Here is a 17,864-nt window from a genome sequence, read left to right on the forward strand (position 1 = left end):
AAATTTCTGGTGTTGAATGAGCTTTAGTCCGCTGACCCAACGTCTTATCGAGTCGCTTACCTGCTTACCCGGGGTTGGCCCCAAGTCCGCCCAGCGCATGGCTCTGCATTTGTTGGATCGTGATCGGGTGGGGGCGCAGAAACTGGCCGATACGTTACAGTTGGCGATTGATAAGATCGGCCGCTGCCAGCGTTGCCGAAACTTCTCCGAGGCGCCGGTGTGCCATACCTGTAGCCAGATGTCCCGTGATCCCGGGTTGTTGTGCGTGGTGGAGACGCCGGCGGACGTGATTGCCATCGACCAGTCCGGCAGTTTTCGCGGGTTCTATTTTCTGCTGCTGGGGCACCTGTCACCCATCGATGGCATCGGGCCTGAAGAGATCGGAGCCGATCTGTTGGACAAACGCCTGGCGGAAGGTGAAGTCACCGAACTGGTGATCGCCACCGGTACCACAGTGGAAGGGGAAGCCACTGCTCATTACCTGTCTGAGATGGCGCGCCGTCATGGTGTAGTGGCCTCACGAATTGCGCACGGCGTGCCTATGGGTGGCGATCTTGAGTATGTGGACAGCAACACGCTCACCCTGGCGTTGCAGGGCCGTCGCGTGATCGAGTAGCAGTGTGAACAGCCCGAAGGCCTGCCAGTGAACGCCCTGTGGATGGTTTTGTTGTTGGCCTGGGGCTCAGGTTTGATGGCTTTCCTGGGTGGCGTGCTGGCGCGTTGTGTACCCCTGGGCAACGGAGTCAGGTCACAGGAATTTCTTCATGGCTTGGTGGGGTTCGGCGGCGGCATCCTGTTGGCGGGTGTGGTGTTCGCCTTATTGCCGGATGCCATCGAGCGCCTGGAGCCCTGGTTACTGGCGGCGGTGTTTATTGCCGGCGGGGCGGTGTTTTGTGCGGTGGATGCCTATCTGAGTCAGCAGGGCGGTTCCAGGGCTCAATTGCTGGCCATGCTGATGGATTTTGTGCCGGAAGCCATCTCTCTGGGGGCAGTGTTTGTCTACAACCGTGAGCTTGGTATTCTGCTGGCATTGTTTATCGGCGTTCAGAATCTGCCGGAGGGCTTTAATGCCTTCCGGGAAATGACAGCCACTTCCAAACCGGATGCCTCCCACCGGCCTGGGGCGGTGCTTGGGCTGCTGTTTCTGGTGTCCTTTCTTGGGCCCGTGGCCGCTGCCACCGGCTATTTCCTGTTGCAGGATCACCCCAATGTAACCGCTTCGATTATGGCGTTCGCAGGGGGCGGTATCCTTTACCTGCTGTTTGAAGACATCGCGCCCCAAACCACCATGAAAAATTATTGGTTACCGCCCATGGGAGCGGTGTTCGGCTTTCTGGGGGGCATGATCGGAAATATGCTGATTGGCCATTAAAAAGGGTGATTGGTCGCTGTGTTTCATGGCTGAAACCAAGCGCTTGCTTGGTGTTGTTCGTCCGGGTTATAGTCCAGCAAGACGTAACACAGAGGACAGATCATGACGGACTACCAACGCTACTTTGGTGAAACCCAGAACCTGGTGCGGGAATCGGTGCGGGCCTTTGTTGCCCGCGAGATCTCCCCCAATGTAGAGCGCTGGGAAGAAGCTGGTGAATTGCCCAGAGACCTGTATCAGAAAGCCGGTGACGCCGGCATTCTGGGTATCGGCTACCCGGAGCAATACGGTGGCACCGGTTTCGATATGTTCAGCAAGATCGCTGCCAGTGAAGAGATCATGGCCGCCGGTTCCGGTGGGGTAGCGGCCAGCCTTGGTTCCATCGATATTGGTTTGCCACCGGTGGTGAAGTGGGGCAGTGACGCGCTCAAGGCCCGCATCTGCCCCGACGTGATTGCCGGTCGCAAAATTCAGTGCCTCGCCATCACCGAGCCCGGTGGCGGCTCCGATGTAGCTAACCTGCGCACCAAAGCGGCGAGAGAGGGTGATCACTTTGTGGTGAACGGCTCCAAAACCTTCATCACCAGTGGTGTCAATGCAGACTACTACACCGTGGCAGTCCGTACCGGTGATCCCGGCTACGGTGGCATCAGCCTGTTGCTGGTGGAAAAGGGCACCCCGGGTTTTGGTGTGGGCAGGAAGCTGAAAAAAATGGGCTGGTGGGCCAGCGATACCGCTGAGCTGTTCTTTGACGATTGCCGGGTACCGGCGGCGAATCTCATCGGCCAGGAAAACGCCGGTTTCTATGTGATCATGACCAACTTCCAGATGGAACGTCTCAATTTGGCGGTGATGGCCAACTGCACGTCGCGGCTGGCGCTGGAAGCATGCCTGCAGTATGTGAAACAACGGGAAGCCTTTGGTAAAACCCTCAACCGGTTTCAAACCCTGCGTCATAAACTGGCGGACATGGCCACCCAGACAGAAGCCTCGACGGAATTCACTTATCGCATTGCCGCCCGCATTGCCGCCGGTGAGAACGTGGTCAAGGAAGTGTCGATGGCCAAGAACTTTGCCACCAGTGTCAGTGACAAGGTCACCTACGATGCTGTACAGATTTTTGGTGGTATGGGGTACATGCAGGAGTCCCTGGTGGAACGGCTGTATCGGGATAATCGCATATTAGCCATTGGTGGTGGCACCTATGAGATCATGAACGAAGTCATTGCCAAGCAGCTTGGCCTGTAGAATCAAATGGTTAGCGGGTTCAGGTAGTCATATTCGGCCATTCTCTCTATAATGCGCTGGTTATCGCCCCAGCCTTCAGAGAGTGTACTAGTGAGTTACCAGTGGATTGATCAGCCCAACCAATTGCAGTCGCTTGTGGAGCAGATTCAATCCTGTACCCGGTTGGCTGTAGACACCGAGTTTGTTCGCACCAATACCTATTATTCCCGCCCCGGTTTAATCCAGATCGCCGATCGCCAACAGGTCTTTCTGGTGGACCCCACGGTTTTTTCCACCCAGCAGTTACAGCCACTGGGAGATATCCTGTTCGCCCCGGACATGCAGTTATTGATGCACAGTGCCGGTGAGGATCTGGATGTGTTTCTGGGGCTGTGGAAGCGCCTGCCCAGTAACCTGTTCGATACCCAGATTGCCGCCAGCCTGGTGGGTTTCGATCGTCAGATGGGGTTGCAACGGCTGCTCATGGACATCATTGGCGTGGAGCTTTCCAAAGAGGAAACCCGTTCTGACTGGTTGCAGCGCCCGTTAACGGCCCGCCAACTCCATTACGCGGAAGCCGACGTCAAATATCTGCATCAGGTAGCGGATATTCTGCAACAGAAGCTGCAACAGACCGGGCGCGAATCCTGGTTCGCTGAAGAGTGTCAGCAACTGGTGGCCAAGTACCAGCACAAAACTCCGGACGAATGGCTGTATTTGGGCTTCGGCAGTGGCTGGAAACTGAAGCCGGCCCTGCAGGGCGCGTTACGTCATCTGGCCAGCTGGCGGGAGCAGACAGCCCGCCAGCACAATATCCCCAAAACCTTTATTGCCAAGGACGCGAATCTGTATGCCCTGGTAGAGAAACAACCCAGCAGCAAAGCGGTGCTGTCGGAACTGGGTTTTCAGGGCAGTCAGATTCGACGTTATGGGGATCAATTGTTGCAGCAGCTGCACATCGGCCTGCAGGCGGGCGAGCCGCCGCTCCCTATTCCCCGCCCGCTCTCAAAGAGCCAGCAGAAGGATTACAAGGCGCTGCGGGACGTGGTTGCCAGCTGTGCCGAGACCCTGGGTTTACCGGCGGACCTACTGGCCAGTAAGGCGCAGCTGGTGAATTATCTGAAAGCCAGGATGGCAGGCACACTGACAACCGACTCTCCCTTTGCGGGCGGCTGGCGGGAAACCGCACTGCAGCCCAGCCTGGATGCATTCGTTTTACCGTCAAACAACAACAATAAGGACGAACTGGACCATGACTGAAAAAATCATGTGCTCTGTGTATCGCAGCCCCAAGAAAGAAGGTATGTACATCTATGTTCCCAAACAGGAACCTTTCGAGCAGGTACCCGAGGCGCTGTTGCAGTCTTTCGGCACGCCGGGCCATGTTATGGATCTGTTGTTGACTGCCGACCGTTCCCTGGCGCGGGTGGATGTGAAGCTGGTCATGCAGGGTATCCAGCAAAACGGCTACTATTTACAGATGCCTCCCCATGAAGGTCTGTTTTGAATGGCAGAACGCTTCTGGGACACCAAATCACTGGAAGAAATGACGGCTGAGGAGTGGGAGTCGCTGTGTGATGGCTGCGCGCTGTGTTGTCTGCAGAAACTGGAAGATGAGGACAGCGGCGAGGTGTTTTATACCCGGCTGGCCTGCGAGTTGCTGGATATCAACAGTGGTTTGTGCCGAAACTATGCCAAGCGTTTTAAACTGGTGGACGATTGTGTCAAAGTGCGGCTCGAAGACAAAGAGTATTTTCACTGGATGCCATTCACCTGTGCCTATCGCTCCCTGTATGAGGGGCGGGGTCTGCAAGACTGGCATCCTTTGATCAGCGGTGATCGTGAATCGGTACACCGGGCCGGCATTTCGGTGCGGGGCCGGGCCGTACCCTCGGCCGGTATACCGGATGATCAGTGGGAAGAGCACATTATCCGCTGGGTTCGCTATTAAGCTAAACAGGATTGGATGAATCATGTTGGATTACCTTGAATACCTTACCACCTGGGGCATTTATTTGCTGGCGGCCATCGGCCTGATGACGGTCTGGTGGCGCATGACCCGGCCCATTCCCTGGCCACTGCCACGGCAGACACTGCGAGTGCTGGTGGCGGCCACCATTCTAGTGCCGGCCCCGGTTATGTACGGTAGCCTGGACTGGGCGCCTGCCCTGTTCGTACTGCTGCTGGATGTCACCCTGGTGAGTGAAACCGAAACCGAGACCCTGCGGGCGATACCGTTTCTCCTCTATGGCCTGATTCTGGGGCTGTTGGTGCTACTGGCGGATGGCTTGTTCCGTCACTGGCAGAAAAAAAAGACTGCATTTTAATTTCAATGGCTTGCCGTCACCTTTTCACCCCGTGATCAGGAAATTACCGTCAAAGCTGCTATAACTAAACCATGTTGGCGTAACGTTTTTGACGGAGATTGCGTGAGAGTACCCTCCCTACCCGGAATAATGTTGATCCTGCTGCTGTGGACGGCGTTGTTTGCTGTTCAGGGTGCCTATGGGGCGCAGACCAAGGGGGCGCAGGCCAAGCCGGATATGCGAGTGTTGATCGACATATCCGGCAGCATGAAAAAGAACGACCCCCAGAACCTGCGGGTACCAGCGGCCAAGTTGTTGTTAAACCTGGCGAAAGACGAAAGTCGTTTCGGTATGTGGTCGTTTGGCCAATACGTTAACAACCTGGTTCCTGTGGCGCCGGTGTCCCCGCAGTGGAAAGAGCAGGCGGTGGGTAAGCTGGAGGCTATTAATTCCGCGGGTTTGTTCACCAATATCGGTCTGGCGCTGGAAAAGGCCGCCATGGGGCAAACCACTCCCGATGACCAGTGGGAGCGTACCATCGTATTGCTGTCCGACGGCATGGTGGATATTTCCAAGGATCCTGCCGTCAACGCCACGGAGCGGATGCGTATTCTCGATGAGGTGATTCCCCGCCTGAAGCAAGCGGGCTTCCGTATTCATTCAGTGGCCCTGTCGGAAGGGGCGGATCAGGAATTTTTGAAATCCGTGGCCCTGCGGACCGGTGGCTCCTTCTCTCTGGCCCGCAATGCAGATGAGCTGTTGTCGATTTTTATTGAAACCTCCGACAAGGTGAATTTGCCGGAGCAGGTGCCGATTGAGGGGGACAGTTTCACCATTGACGATTCCATCCAGGAATTCACCGCCTTGATTTTCCGTAAATCCTCAATCCGGGAAACCAAGCTGATCAGCCCCGAAGGCATACACTACAGTCTCTCGCAGGGCAGCCGCAATGTGAGTTGGTTTGCCGACAAGCAATATGATCTCATCACGGTTTACAACCCCACTCCGGGCACCTGGAAAGTGGTGGCGGACCTGGATCCGGCCAACCGTGTCACCGTTGTGTCAGATCTCAATGTCACCATGCAGGGCTTGCCGGAGAATGTGCTGGAGGGTGAACGGCTGACCATGACCATGTCATTGGATGAATACGGCCGTGTTATTACCAACCCCAATTTCCTTGAACTCATGGATATAACCTTTCGCCAGGAAACCGGAGCGGGTGAAACCTTTGAAGGCAAGTTGTCCGATGGGCCCGATGGTGAAAAGGTCGTACCGGAAGACGGTGTGTTCAGTGCCCGGTTGGGCCGTACCATCACGGAAGGTGAGCATACCTTCACAGTCCTGGTGGATGGCAAAACCTTCAAGCGCAAAAAGTCCCTGAGGATGACCGTACACAGAGAAGTGCTCAAAGTGGACACCCAATACCGCGATCAGGACGGGCAGGTACTGCGTTATTTGATGGCTGAACCCATTGCCGGGCTGGTAAACCCCGAGGACGTTGAAATCGTAGCTCAGATCAGCGACCCCAATGGGGAAAAAAGCATTCAGAAGGCGCTGCCGGAAGCCGGTGGTTATCGAATCGATGTACCGCCGTTCGGTGCGCTGGGGGAGTACGAAGTCTTGATCAAGGTATCGGGTACTTCTGCCAATGATAAGCCCTTTGAACTGATGCAGGGCCCGTACAAGGTGGATTACACCCCGCTTCAGGTGGTAATGGATGAACCGGTGGATGAGCCAGAGCCGTTATTACCGGTTGAGACCTTTGATGCCAACGCCATGGAAATCCCAAGCCTGGAGGTGGAAGAGCTACCCCCGGATGATATTCCGCCCTTACCGGAGGTTGAACCGGTACCTGAGCCCGAGCCCATGCTGATGGGTGAGGGTGAAATTGTTCAGCAGAATACGGCGGACGAAGAGGGAACCAACTGGTTGTTGCTGGCGGGAGTGTTCATTATCGGCAATATACTGGTGATTGGCGGAGGCATCTATTTTTACATCAAGATCGTGCGCAAGACGGAGGAAGAACAGAGCCGGGTAGTGGAAGAGATCACGCAGATTCAGCAGAAAAAAGCGGAACAGAAAGCAAAGCCTGCCGCGGCACCGGTGGCTGATCTGGAGCTTGATCTGGATTCCGGTACGGAGATGGATCTGGGTGATGAAGATGAAGCGACTCAGATTCGAACCATCGATGCCGATGAGGGTGTTGGTTCAACGGTAGTCGTTCCGCCCCCCGAGCCGGCGCAACCGGAAGAGACCTACGTCAATGAGGCCGATCCAATGGAGTTGGAGGAGGATGAGCTGATTGAAGTGGATGATGATTTTGATGATGACCTGGGGGCAGACGAAGGGCTTGATGAACTGGATATGATGTTAAGTGAGCAGGAAGCCTCCGAGCAAACGGAAGAGCAACTGAACCAGGCGATCGATGACATGCTGGAACAGCCCACGGTATTTCCGGATGCGGAAAGCGACAGTCAGGAAAAGGAAGCAGACGAAAAACAGAAAAAGAAAGATAAAACCGAAGGGTCGGACGATGACGACGATGAGCGTAGCGTCGAAGAAAAGTATCCCGGTTTTGATAACGATGAATTCATGCTGGATAATCCCACCAAAGAATAACCGTGGTAATTGAGGCCCACATGTCCGACTGTATTTTCTGTTCCATATTGAAAGGTGATGCGCCGGCCTGCATGGTGTATGAAGATGAAGACTGTGTGGTGTTTATGGATTTTTTTCCCATGCGCCCGGGCCATGTACTGGTTATCCCACGGCAGCATGCCACCTATCTGGGAGACCTGACGCCGGCCGTTCGCGCCCATCTGATTGAGGTGGCCCATTGGGTGATCAAGGCGCAAAAGGCAAGTGGCCTGCCCTGTGACGGCAATAACGTATTTCTTAATGATGGCCCGGCCGCCAATCAACACGTGCCCCATGTTCACTTTCATGTGTTGCCGCGGCGCCAAGGTGATTTGCATAAAACGGCGTTCTCATTTGCCAGCCGCTATCTAAACTACTTTGGCCTGGCGGCGCACCGCAAACGCCTGGCAGAGATGGCCGCTGCCATCAGTGCTCATATGCCGCAAAGGGTGCGGCCCTGATGCAGGATGCAGTTCCGCAGGATCAGGTCCGTATCGGTGCCCGCCTGGTGGTGGAGCTGCTGCGCATCAATGCCGAGGAACCCGTCACCGACAAGATCCGTCTCACACCCCAGCGCACGCGCCATGCGCAGGCGGTACTGAATGATTATCTGGCAAAAATTCAATCCAGTCTGCTGCATACGGATACCCGCTCTCGTGTCAGCGATGCGCTGGTGGATCAATGTTCTGAACTTCAAATCGCCTTGCCCATCGCTGCCCCGGACTGGGGTGGGATTTTATTGTTGGATGCTCTTTTTGATCAGCTGCAAACCCAGCGCGCCATGGATGCGGAGGCCGGCGCCTGGTTTGCCTGCCTGCGTTTATTAACGGTGCGTTATGCATTGGCAGATTATTCCTTTTTCTTTGCCCCACAGAACCTGCTACGGCGCTTTCTCAACCAGGCTTACCTTACGTTACTCAGCAGCACGGCCAAAAGTCGTACCCTTTATTGGGATAAGTTGAACCAATATGCCAAACGCATGCTGGATGGTTTTCAGGGCAATGTGGCCGTGGTAAACAGCATCTGCATAGAGGCACAAGCCTGGATGGCCGGCCAGTCAGAAAAGGTGGAGCAGATAGAAGAGCGGCTGCGCCTGCTGGAGGTCACAAAGCGTAAGGAAAAAGTGGCGGAACCCCGTGTGGTGCAAGAGTTCAACCGCATTGCCGCCGGTCGGCATCTGCCACCGGAAGTCATCGACTTCCTGCTGGGTGAATGGCGTCGCTCGATGCTGATGATGTCGATGCGGGAAGGGGATGATGGACCCGGCTGGAAAAGGCAGCTGCGTACCTTCGAATCGCTGGTTGAATTGTGTGAAGGTTGTCGGGATGATGCTAAACGGGATGGTTATCGGGGATTTTATCAGGTGCTCATGAAAAACATCAGGGCATCGCTGATCAGTGTCAGCAGCGCCAGTACGGCACTGGAACAGGCAATGGAACCGCTGGAACTGGTTCTGACAGCTCTGATCAGCGGGGCGGTTCCCCCGGTGGCGGAAGTGCCTGCAATGGAGGTTCCCGTGACCCGCGTGGTGGAAGCCGAGCTCGATCGGGTGAGCCCCAAAGCACTGGAAGCCATCGAACAAATTGAGGAAGAGGATTGGCTGCGATTGAAGACCTCTGCTGGTCAATATGAGCTGTGCAAGGTTGTGTTGAAAGCCAGTGGTGATGACCCGTGGGTTTTGGTGGGTCAAACGGGTAAAACCGTTGCCAAGAAAAGCGCCCGTCAACTGGCCCTGGCGCTGGAGGGTGGCGTAGTACAACCGGTGCAGAAAAAACTCTATTGGGATTTGCAGTTGGATACAAATTTGGGCAATCTTCGAGAATCCTGGATTGAGATGCGTGAACAGCTGAACCGGGCTGCGGAACTGGAAGAACAAAAAGCCGAAGAGCGATCCTCATCCCGCATAGAGGACCTGCTGCAGAATTCGTCCCTGTCCTTGGTTGAACATGACCAAGCCGAGCTCGAAGCCCCTGCCCAAGGGCCGCAGTCAGGGGCGGATGATGTCCAGAACGAGGCGGATTCACAGGATTCCAGCAGCGGGGAAGCGTTTGTGGTGCCGCACCCCATTAGTGAAGAGGAACTGTCTGCGGCACTTGCGGCAGTGGATACCCTGCAGGTGGGGGGGTGGATAGCGCAGGAAACCAGTGAGGGTGAACAGCGCTGTAAGCTGGCCGTCAAGATTCGGGCCTCCGAAAAGATGGTTTTTGTCAACCGCTTGGGGATCAAGGTGCTGGACATCCAGCGGCAGGAACTGGCGCGATTATTGGTGCATGGTGCCGTGACCATTCTGGATACCGGGGCGGCGTTTGACAGCACCCTGGAGCGGGTTGTACGCACTATTCAGAAAGAAAAGAAATAAAGGCCATTACGAGGCAACAGAATGGAAGATCAACGCAGTCAACAACGCCACACCCGCAAGGCAGATGCTTATCTGGAACTGACCCTGGATGGCGAGCAGGGGGATTACATACAAAAAGTGATTGCCTGTGAAACGGTGGATCTCTCGGCCAAAGGCCTCAAAATCTACATGAGTGAGCCGGTCGAGCAGGGGTTGATTACCGATGTGTTGGTGGAGATCAGTGGTGAAGATGGCCGCTTTGTTCTGACCGCGGAGGTAAAGTGGATTTCTCCCTGCGGTGATGACGGCTGGTATTTTGCCGGATTCGAAATTTTTGAAGCAGAAAATACGGATTTTGAAGAGTGGGAGAAAATGATTGAGAAACGGGGGCAGTCCGGGCTGCAAATTGAAAAAGGGTGCTAACAGCACCCTTTTTCAATTTGCATTGATCACTGCACGTTTTCCGCTTCGGTGAATTTTTCCTGGAACAGTATGGAGCTTAGATACCGTTCACCGGAATCGGGCAAGATCACCACCGTGGTTTTGCCGGCGTTTTCCGGCTTGTCGGCAACGCGTAATGCCGCACATAAGGCCGCTCCACAGGATATACCCGCTAATATACCTTCTTTTTCCATTAACAGGTGGGCGTATTCAATGGCGTCTTCATTGCTCACCTGTTCTACGCTGTCCACCAGGCTGATGTCCAGGTTTTTTGGGACAAAGCCTGCACCGATGCCCTGGATTTTATGGGGGGCAGGGGCGAGTGCTTCGTTGGCCATGGTTTGTGTAATGACCGGGGAATCCACTGGTTCCACCGCAATGCTTTGTATGGCTTTGCCCTGGGTGTTTTTAATGTAACGGCTGATGCCGGTAATCGTGCCTCCGGTGCCCACTCCGGCCACTACAATATCCACGTCACCATCGGTGTCATTCCAGATTTCCGGGCCGGTGGTCTGTTCATGAATGGCCGGATTGGCTGGATTCTCAAACTGCTGCAGCATAATGGCATTACCAGCGCTCTGCTCGACGATCTCGGCGGCCTTTTCGATGGCACCCTTCATGCCTTTGGGGCCCTCGGTAAGCACCAGGTTGGCACCAAGCGCTTTCAACACCTTGCGCCGTTCCAGACTCATGGTGGCAGGCATGGTCAGGGTCAGCTTATAGCCCCGCGCGGCACAGACGAAAGCCAGGGCGATGCCGGTGTTGCCGCTGGTGGGTTCCACCAGTTCCATGCCGGCTTTCAGCAGCCCGTCTTTTTCTGCCTGCCACACCATATTGGCGCCGATGCGGCACTTTACCGAGAATGCGGGATTGCGGCTTTCGATTTTTGCCAACACAGTATGAGAGGTAAGATTCTTGAGGCGAACCAACGGCGTGTTGCCGATGGTGAGGGAGTTGTCTTCGTATATTTTGGCCATGATCAAATCCTGATGGGTACACTGGTTGGCATTTGATTCTACACCCCTTATGTGCATTTTCAATCACAGAGCAGGTGTGTGGTTGATCACACTTTATTTTTCGATTCCCGAAAATGGAATCCAGTGCCGAAGGCAGTGTGCACTTGATCAAGCTTTGTCAGCGCAGGCCCGGTAATCGCTGCTAGCCTTCTGATAGTTGTATATGGAATGGTTGGATGCGCGTAATGAAATATTGGATGTTGAGCCTTTCTTGTTTCACTTTGCTGCCCTTTACTCACCTGATGGCAAGCTCCGCAACCGGTTCGGCTGCGGCGGCGGATGCGTTGTTCCGGGAGGGGATTGCCTATTGTAATCAGGCCTCGCGCTTGAGCCGCACCGACAGCAAACAGGCCCGCCAGCAATTCGAACGCTATCAAACGCACCTGGAACGGGCGCAGGCCATTGATGCAAGCCTGTTGGAAAACAATGCCTTTATCCAGCGTGAACACAAGCGCTGTGCCCTGATTGAAGATAATATAGCCCGGGCTGAAGCGATGCCGGTGGTGGAACAGAGCCTGGCTCAATGCGCCGCTGCACAGGCTGCTTTGGACGCAGGCCAGTTGGCAAAGGCCAGCACATCGCTTAAACGATTTCAGACCTTGAGGGATGAGGCGCTGGCGGTGACCCCCACCGTGTTGCGGGTAGGGTCAGTGGCGGTGCGGATGCGGGTGTGTGATCGCCTGGTGGAGAAAATTGCCCTGGCGGAATCGGCGCGCCAGATCGCTGCGCAAACCGTTGGCCGGGCGCGGGGGCACTTCAATAAGGCCATGGCCAGCTGCGAAGTGGGTCAGGGCATGCTCAACTCGCAGGGGCCGACCACCGACACATTGCGCGCGCTGGAAAGCGTGGTAAATCAGGTGGAGACCCATACCAGGCGGGGCCAGGCATTGCTTGATGCCATGTCCGCCAGAGAGGCCGCGGCCAAGCTCGATTCGGTGAGTGGCCGCCTGCACTCCTGTCAACAGGCCCTGTCACTTGCGGCCACCGCCATCCAGCAACATCTTGAACAGCAGGAGGAGCAGGCAGCCCACACCGCAGCAGCGGCGTCGGGGGCGGCCCAGCCGACCGCCAGCCCCGCATCAGTGCTGCAAGGGCAGGAAATTTCCCAAATCGTGGAAGCTGAGCTGTAATCTGATCGAATCTGCCACTTATGTGGCGTCAATGGCCATGTTCAAGCCTGAACACGGTGTTTAAAGTAGATGTTTTAACCACATCGGCTCCCTGATTCCGGGAGCCGTCTGGTTTATAATGTCGGAAATTAAACGCAGTTCAAGGCAACCAACTATGCAATTTCAAGGCACCGATAAATACGTTACCACCGAGGAGCTCCGGCTTGCGGTCAACGCTGCCATCAGCCTGCAGCGCCCATTGCTCATCAAAGGTGAGCCCGGCACCGGCAAAACCATGCTCGCCGAAGAGGTGGCGGAAGGGCTGGGTATGCGCCTGATCCAGTGGCACATCAAGTCCACCACCAAAGCTCATCAGGGCTTGTACGAGTATGATGCTGTATCCCGGCTGCGGGATTCCCAATTGGGGGATGACCGGGTTCACGATATCAAAAATTACATCAAGAAAGGCAAATTGTGGGAAGCGTTTGAATCCGACGAACAGTTGGTGTTGCTGATCGATGAGATCGACAAGGCCGATATCGAATTCCCAAACGATTTGCTGCAAGAACTGGATAAGATGGAATTCTATGTTTATGAAACACAGGAAACCATCAAAGCCGTAAAGCGTCCCATCGTGATCATCACCAGTAATAACGAGAAAGAACTGCCGGACGCCTTTTTGCGGCGTTGCTTCTTTCACTACATTGATTTTCCGGACAAGGAAACCATGCAGCGCATTGTGGAGGTGCATTTCCCCGGCATCAAGCAATCCCTGGTAAAAGAAGCCATGGAAGTGTTTTTTGATGTGCGCAAAGTACCGGGCCTTAAGAAAAAGCCTTCCACCTCTGAATTGATCGATTGGCTCAAATTGATGTTGGCCGACGACATTCCAGAGGATGTGCTGCGTAATCGCGATAACAAGAGCGCCATTCCGCCCCTCTACGGAGCACTGGTGAAGAACGAACAGGATGTGCATCTGTTGGAGCGTTTGGCATTCATGCATCGACGTGAGAGCTGATTATGCTGATCGATTTTTTCTTCGAACTGCACAATGGCAAAGTGCCGGTGAGCATACGGGAGTTTCTCGACTTGCTGGCGGCGCTGAAAAAGCGAACGGTGTACGCTGACATGGATCAGTTCTATTACCTGTCTCGCACCGTGCTGGTAAAGGATGAAAAGCACTTTGATAAGTTCGACCGGGCCTTTAAGAAATATTTTGACGGCCTGGAAGTCATGGATGACCTGTTTGAATCCATGATCCCGGATGAGTGGCTGCGCAAGGAAATAGAGAAGACCCTGAGTAAGGAAGAGTTTGAGAAACTCAAGCAAATGGGCGATCTCGACAAACTGATGGAAGAGTTCAAGAAGCGGCTGGAGGAACAGAAAAAGCGCCATCAGGGCGGCAATAAAATGATTGGCACCGGTGGCACCTCACCTTTTGGTGCCTACGGTCAGAATCCGGCGGGTTTTCGCATGGCCGGTCAGGGTAAGAACGGTAAGGCGGTTAAGGTCTGGGAAAAACGCCAATATCGTAACCTGGATGATTCCGTTGAATTGGGCGTTCGCAACATCAAGATGGCGTTGCGCCGGTTGCGTAAGTTCACCCGTCAGGGCATGCCGGATCAGCTGGATATCGACGACACCATCACATCCACCGCCCGTAATGCGGGTTACCTGGACATCAAAATGGTACCGGAGCGGCGTAACGGTGTTAAGGTTTTGCTGTTTTTTGATGTGGGGGGCTCAATGGACCCCTATGTGCGGACCTGTGAAGAACTGTTCTCCGCCTGTCGTGCTGAATTCAAGCACATGGATTTCTATTATTTCCATAATTTCATTTATGAAGGGGTGTGGCGGGACAATAACCGGCGTTGGACAGAGCGAACGGACACCTGGGATTTACTGCACAAATACAGCAGCGACTATCGAGTGATTTTTGTGGGTGACGCCACCATGTCGCCCTATGAGATCAGTTCAGTGGGTGGCAGCGTGGAGCATTGGAATGAAGAGTCCGGAGAAGCCTGGATGCGTCGCATTACTGATCATTTTGAAAAGGTGGTCTGGTTGAATCCGGAGCCGGAGAACACCTGGGAATATACCACCTCGGTTTCCTGGACCCAGAAACTGGTAGAAAACAAAATGTTTCCTTTAACGCTGAAGGGACTGGAAGAGAGCATGCGTTACCTGGCACGTTGAGGGCCTGTGGTTCGCATCAGTGGAACTCAGTTGTAGAGTTCCACCTTGGGCAGGGTGACTGGTTTTGCGATCACTTTCTCGGAAGGCGCCACCACGGTGGATACGCCAAGAAACACCGTCTCGCCGTGCTGGTTCTTGATCACATTATCGATCAGAACGATATTGCCACGGCGCTTTTTCTCCAGTAACTCCAGATGCGCAGTGAGCGTGTCACCCGGTCGTACCGGCTTCTTGAAACGCATCTCCTGGCCAGCATAAATACTGCCCGGGCCGGGAAACTGAGTGGCTACCGCCGCACTGATGATGATGGCGCAAATGGCGCCGTGGGCTATACAACCACCGAATGGGGTCGTTTTTGCGTATTCCTCGTCCAGGTGAATTGGGTTGGTGTCCCCGGACAGGATGGCAAACAATTTGATGTCCTCTTCTGAGACGGTCTTGGAAAAAGTGGCAGTCATACCCACTTCCAATTCATCAAACGGTGTGTTTTCCAGACTGGTCATATTCAGCTCTCCTTGAATCTGCAGTGATATTATCGATCTGCACCCAAGGTGGACAGCGAATAAATGTAACGGATTCTTAGAGATTGATCAGTAGTTGATCTGCCGTCAGGCCCGGGCGGACGCGGCTAACCTGGCTTTAGCCGGTTGCGGCAGGCGGGATTCCAGCCACCCCAGTAAATCGTCAATCACTTCGTCCCGGTTCAGCTCGTTGAAGATCTCATGCCGGCCGTCTGCATAGAGTTTCACGCTGACGTCCTGCTGACCTGACGAGCGCAGGTGGCTGGCCAGCTTGTTGATGCCGTGTCGAGTGGAATGGAAGGACAGAGGATCCCGTTCACCGGAAATGAGGTAGAAGGGCAGGTTGTTGGGAATACTGTTCAGATTTCTGATTTTGCTCAGCGTTTCCAGGCCGCTCAGGAAATCCTGCCACATCTGATTGGTGCACAGGAATCCACAGAGGGGGTCAGACAGGTACTTGTCCACTTCCGCTTCGTCACGGGTCAACCAGTCCGCTTCGGTGCGGGTGTCACCAAACTTTTTGTTGAAAGAGCCGAACGTCTGATAGTCGATCAGCGGGCTGCGACCTTTCGGGCCGCCACGCAGTTTTTCCAGTTTGATCAGCATACGGGGTGCCCGCAGTGCTCCCGGTGTGGAATATCCGGAGCCGGACAACACCACTGCATCCACGGTATCACCATGCTGTATGCAGTAACACTGGACAATGAACGATCCCATGCTGTGACCGAGCAGCACATGGGGCAGGCTGGGGTGTTGGGCGTGGAGGTACTCGTTGACCTTGCGCACGTCTGACAGCACCAGTTTCCACCCGTTTCTGTCAGCGTAGTGGCCCACCAGGCCTCCTTGGGGAATCGAGTGGCCGTGACCCCGGTGATCGTGGGCGTAAACGATGTAGCCAGCGGCCACCAGGCGCTCGGCGATGGGCTCATAGCGGCGACAATGTTCCGCCATGCCGTGGTTGATGTGGATCACGGCACGGGGCTTGGCTTGCTTGGGATTGCTCCACTTTCTGACAAAGATTTTGTGTCCATCGATGCTGGTAAGAAAGTGCTTTTCAGCAAGCATGGTGGTCTCCCGGGTGTTGCGTGTGATTGGTCAGTGTTACTGTATTTGACCTGATGATACTGGGTTGCACCACATTGTATACGCTTGGGTTGCGGATGGGGAGGGTAAATGATCGCTGATCCACTTTTGCAGTTGTTCCTGGTCGTTGGGCTCCGCATACAGGCCCAACCGGGTGCGCCGCCACAAAATGTCATCAGCGCATCTAACCCATTCATGCTGCACTAAAAATTCCGCCTCGCGCTGGTACAGCCCCGGTGTCAGTTGTGGCCCCAGATCGGCCAGACGCTTGCTGCCGGCCAGCAGCAAGCGGGCGCGGGCGCCGTAGGTGCGGCAGTAGTGATTCAGTAAGTGGCTGGGCAGCCAGGGAAATTGGCTGGCAATGCCCAGAATGAACTGGTCGAATGAAGTGGCATTCACATCGCCCCCCGGCAGGGGCGTTGCCGGTGGCGCGGCTGCCTGCAGCTGCACGTACTGTCCCAGCATTTCCGCCGCCTGCTGTGCCATGGCCCGATGGGTGGCAAAACTACCCCCGAACACCGATATCAGAGGGGATTGGCCATCGGCACAGTTCAGATCCAGAGCATAGTCCTCCACACCGTCCGCCGTTGCCTGGCACGCATCACTGTACAGGGGTTGTTGAATGATATAGCTGCGTAACACTGAATCAGCGGACAAAGGAGTTATAAGATGTTCGTTCAGTCGTCGCAGTAAATCGGAGATTTCGCTTTCCGTTGCGGCAGACGGGGCGGCCACTTTTTCCACGCCGGTCACTGTGGCCACCAGACAGAAATGATCGTGATAGGGGCTGACACTGATTTGGCCGCAGTCTGATTCAAACAGATATCCCTGATCACCCTGATAGAATTTGGGGATAACCAGAAACAACTTGCGTTTCAGTTCCACCCAACAACGGCTCTCAGCTCCTTCAATTTTTTCCTGGGCTTCGGCTATCTGCGCACCGGTAGCATTAATCAGGCAACGGCTTGTGAGTGTCGTGATCTGGCCGTCAGGCCCCTGTAGCTCACTGTGCCACAGGCCATTGGTGCGCCGGGCATGAACCAAGGTTTGCTGCGTTCTGATGGATGCCTGGTGGCTGGCAGCGCTCAACAGGTTTTCAATCACCAGGCGGGCATCATCGACCATACTCTCCACCAGCACCCAGGCTGGGTGGGCGCCCGCCGCCAGTGGCGCCAGTTGGTGTGGGCTGGCGTGGCGTTTTGTCAGGGTCGGGCGCTTGCCACCCTGCAGCCAATGTTGAAATAACCACAGCCAGATTCGGCTAATGGGGGAATGGGCAACCTGTTGCGATGGCACCACGACGAAGGGGCGTTCACAATACAAATGTGGTGCCCTCTGCTGCAGCAACGCTTTCTCTTTGATGACCTTATTAAAATAGGGTAAGTTGTGTCTACGCAGAAAGTGCAGGGCTCCCGGCAAAATCTGGTCGGACTGTGAGGAACTGGCTCCCCCCACATCGCCCCGGTCACACAGCAGCACCGCCAAACCCCGCTGCGCGCACTCCGCAGCGATGGCAGCGCCGCTGATTCCACCGCCGATGATCAGAACATCACACGATTTGCCCTGCGTGTTTGCCATGAAACCACCTGATTTAGGGTTATATGTTTATAACTATGGA

Annotated in this window: 18 protein-coding genes; 14 read left to right on the top strand and 4 right to left on the bottom strand. The window is 54.9% G+C overall.

From position 1 onward, the window contains the following. Positions 1-16 precede the first annotated feature (16 nt). The 11 genes from recR to D9N13_RS10125 all read left to right on the top strand — a co-directional run bounded on the left by recR (position 17) and on the right by D9N13_RS10125 (position 10,303). Positions 17-616 (top strand): recombination mediator RecR, encoded by a 600-nt coding sequence (gene recR, locus D9N13_RS10075; RefSeq protein ID WP_290588946.1) that lies wholly within the window; start codon positions 17-19, stop codon positions 614-616. A gap of 27 nt (positions 617-643) precedes the next feature. Next, positions 644-1,372 (top strand): ZIP family metal transporter, encoded by a 729-nt coding sequence (locus D9N13_RS10080; RefSeq protein WP_290588949.1) that lies wholly within the window; start codon positions 644-646, stop codon positions 1,370-1,372. 102 nt (positions 1,373-1,474) lie between these two features. Further along, positions 1,475-2,620 carry an acyl-CoA dehydrogenase family protein gene (locus D9N13_RS10085; RefSeq protein ID WP_290588952.1) on the top strand — a complete coding sequence of 382 codons (1,146 nt, stop codon included), beginning with the start codon at positions 1,475-1,477 and terminating at the stop codon, positions 2,618-2,620. Between the two features lie 90 nt (positions 2,621-2,710). Beyond that, positions 2,711-3,859 (top strand): ribonuclease D, encoded by a 1,149-nt coding sequence (gene rnd / locus D9N13_RS10090; protein ID WP_290588955.1) that lies wholly within the window; start codon positions 2,711-2,713, stop codon positions 3,857-3,859. After that, entirely contained in the window at positions 3,852-4,106 is a 255-nt protein-coding gene (locus D9N13_RS10095) for a YcgL domain-containing protein (RefSeq protein ID WP_290588958.1), read from the top strand. Before rnd ends, D9N13_RS10095 begins: the two co-directional genes overlap by 8 nt. Then, the gene (locus D9N13_RS10100; RefSeq protein ID WP_290588961.1) at positions 4,107-4,550 is read left to right on the top strand and encodes a YcgN family cysteine cluster protein; all 444 of its coding nucleotides are present in this window, start codon (positions 4,107-4,109) and stop codon (positions 4,548-4,550) included. 22 nt (positions 4,551-4,572) lie between these two features. Next, positions 4,573-4,926, top strand: coding sequence for a hypothetical protein (locus tag D9N13_RS10105; RefSeq protein WP_290588964.1), 354 nt, complete (start codon positions 4,573-4,575; stop codon positions 4,924-4,926). Positions 4,927-5,028: 102 nt separating this feature from the next. Continuing rightward, entirely contained in the window at positions 5,029-7,524 is a 2,496-nt protein-coding gene (locus D9N13_RS10110; protein WP_290588966.1) for a vWA domain-containing protein, read from the top strand. A 20-nt stretch (positions 7,525-7,544) separates the two neighbouring features. Further along, a complete protein-coding gene (locus D9N13_RS10115) occupies positions 7,545-8,003 on the top strand; it encodes an HIT family protein (RefSeq protein ID WP_290588969.1) in 459 nt (152 codons plus the stop codon). After that, positions 8,003-9,901 carry a DUF1631 family protein gene (locus D9N13_RS10120; RefSeq protein ID WP_290588972.1) on the top strand — a complete coding sequence of 633 codons (1,899 nt, stop codon included), beginning with the start codon at positions 8,003-8,005 and terminating at the stop codon, positions 9,899-9,901. The genes D9N13_RS10115 and D9N13_RS10120 overlap by 1 nt, the downstream gene beginning before the upstream one ends. 21 nt (positions 9,902-9,922) lie before the next feature. Further along, positions 9,923-10,303, top strand: a complete 381-nt coding sequence (locus D9N13_RS10125; protein ID WP_290588975.1) for a PilZ domain-containing protein — start codon at positions 9,923-9,925, stop codon at positions 10,301-10,303. Positions 10,304-10,329: 26 nt separating this feature from the next. Here D9N13_RS10125 and cysK read toward each other — a convergent pair whose 3' ends face one another. Next, positions 10,330-11,298: a cysteine synthase A gene (gene cysK / locus D9N13_RS10130; RefSeq protein WP_290588978.1), complete on the bottom strand. Its 969-nt coding sequence runs from the start codon at positions 11,296-11,298 to the stop codon at positions 10,330-10,332. Between the two features lie 224 nt (positions 11,299-11,522). On the opposite strand from cysK, the gene D9N13_RS10135 reads away from it, so the two are divergent. The 3 genes from D9N13_RS10135 to D9N13_RS10145 all read left to right on the top strand — a co-directional run bounded on the left by D9N13_RS10135 (position 11,523) and on the right by D9N13_RS10145 (position 14,642). Further along, positions 11,523-12,467: a hypothetical protein gene (locus D9N13_RS10135; protein ID WP_290588981.1), complete on the top strand. Its 945-nt coding sequence runs from the start codon at positions 11,523-11,525 to the stop codon at positions 12,465-12,467. Positions 12,468-12,621: 154 nt separating this feature from the next. Next, entirely contained in the window at positions 12,622-13,464 is an 843-nt protein-coding gene (locus D9N13_RS10140) for an AAA family ATPase (RefSeq protein ID WP_290588984.1), read from the top strand. A gap of 2 nt (positions 13,465-13,466) precedes the next feature. After that, the gene (locus D9N13_RS10145; protein ID WP_290588987.1) at positions 13,467-14,642 is read left to right on the top strand and encodes a vWA domain-containing protein; all 1,176 of its coding nucleotides are present in this window, start codon (positions 13,467-13,469) and stop codon (positions 14,640-14,642) included. A 26-nt stretch (positions 14,643-14,668) separates the two neighbouring features. Here D9N13_RS10145 and D9N13_RS10150 read toward each other — a convergent pair whose 3' ends face one another. From D9N13_RS10150 to D9N13_RS10160, 3 genes are all read right to left on the bottom strand, one after another. After that, the gene (locus D9N13_RS10150) at positions 14,669-15,145 is read right to left on the bottom strand and encodes a MaoC/PaaZ C-terminal domain-containing protein (protein ID WP_290588990.1); all 477 of its coding nucleotides are present in this window, start codon (positions 15,143-15,145) and stop codon (positions 14,669-14,671) included. 105 nt (positions 15,146-15,250) lie between these two features. Next, positions 15,251-16,228: an alpha/beta hydrolase gene (locus tag D9N13_RS10155; RefSeq protein WP_290588993.1), complete on the bottom strand. Its 978-nt coding sequence runs from the start codon at positions 16,226-16,228 to the stop codon at positions 15,251-15,253. A 36-nt stretch (positions 16,229-16,264) separates the two neighbouring features. Continuing rightward, positions 16,265-17,824, bottom strand: a complete 1,560-nt coding sequence (locus D9N13_RS10160; protein ID WP_290588996.1) for a glycerol-3-phosphate dehydrogenase — start codon at positions 17,822-17,824, stop codon at positions 16,265-16,267. Positions 17,825-17,864 lie beyond the last annotated feature (40 nt).

Source organism: Ketobacter sp. GenoA1 (genome assembly GCF_003671475.1).
Taxonomy (GTDB): domain Bacteria; phylum Pseudomonadota; class Gammaproteobacteria; order Pseudomonadales; family Ketobacteraceae; genus Ketobacter.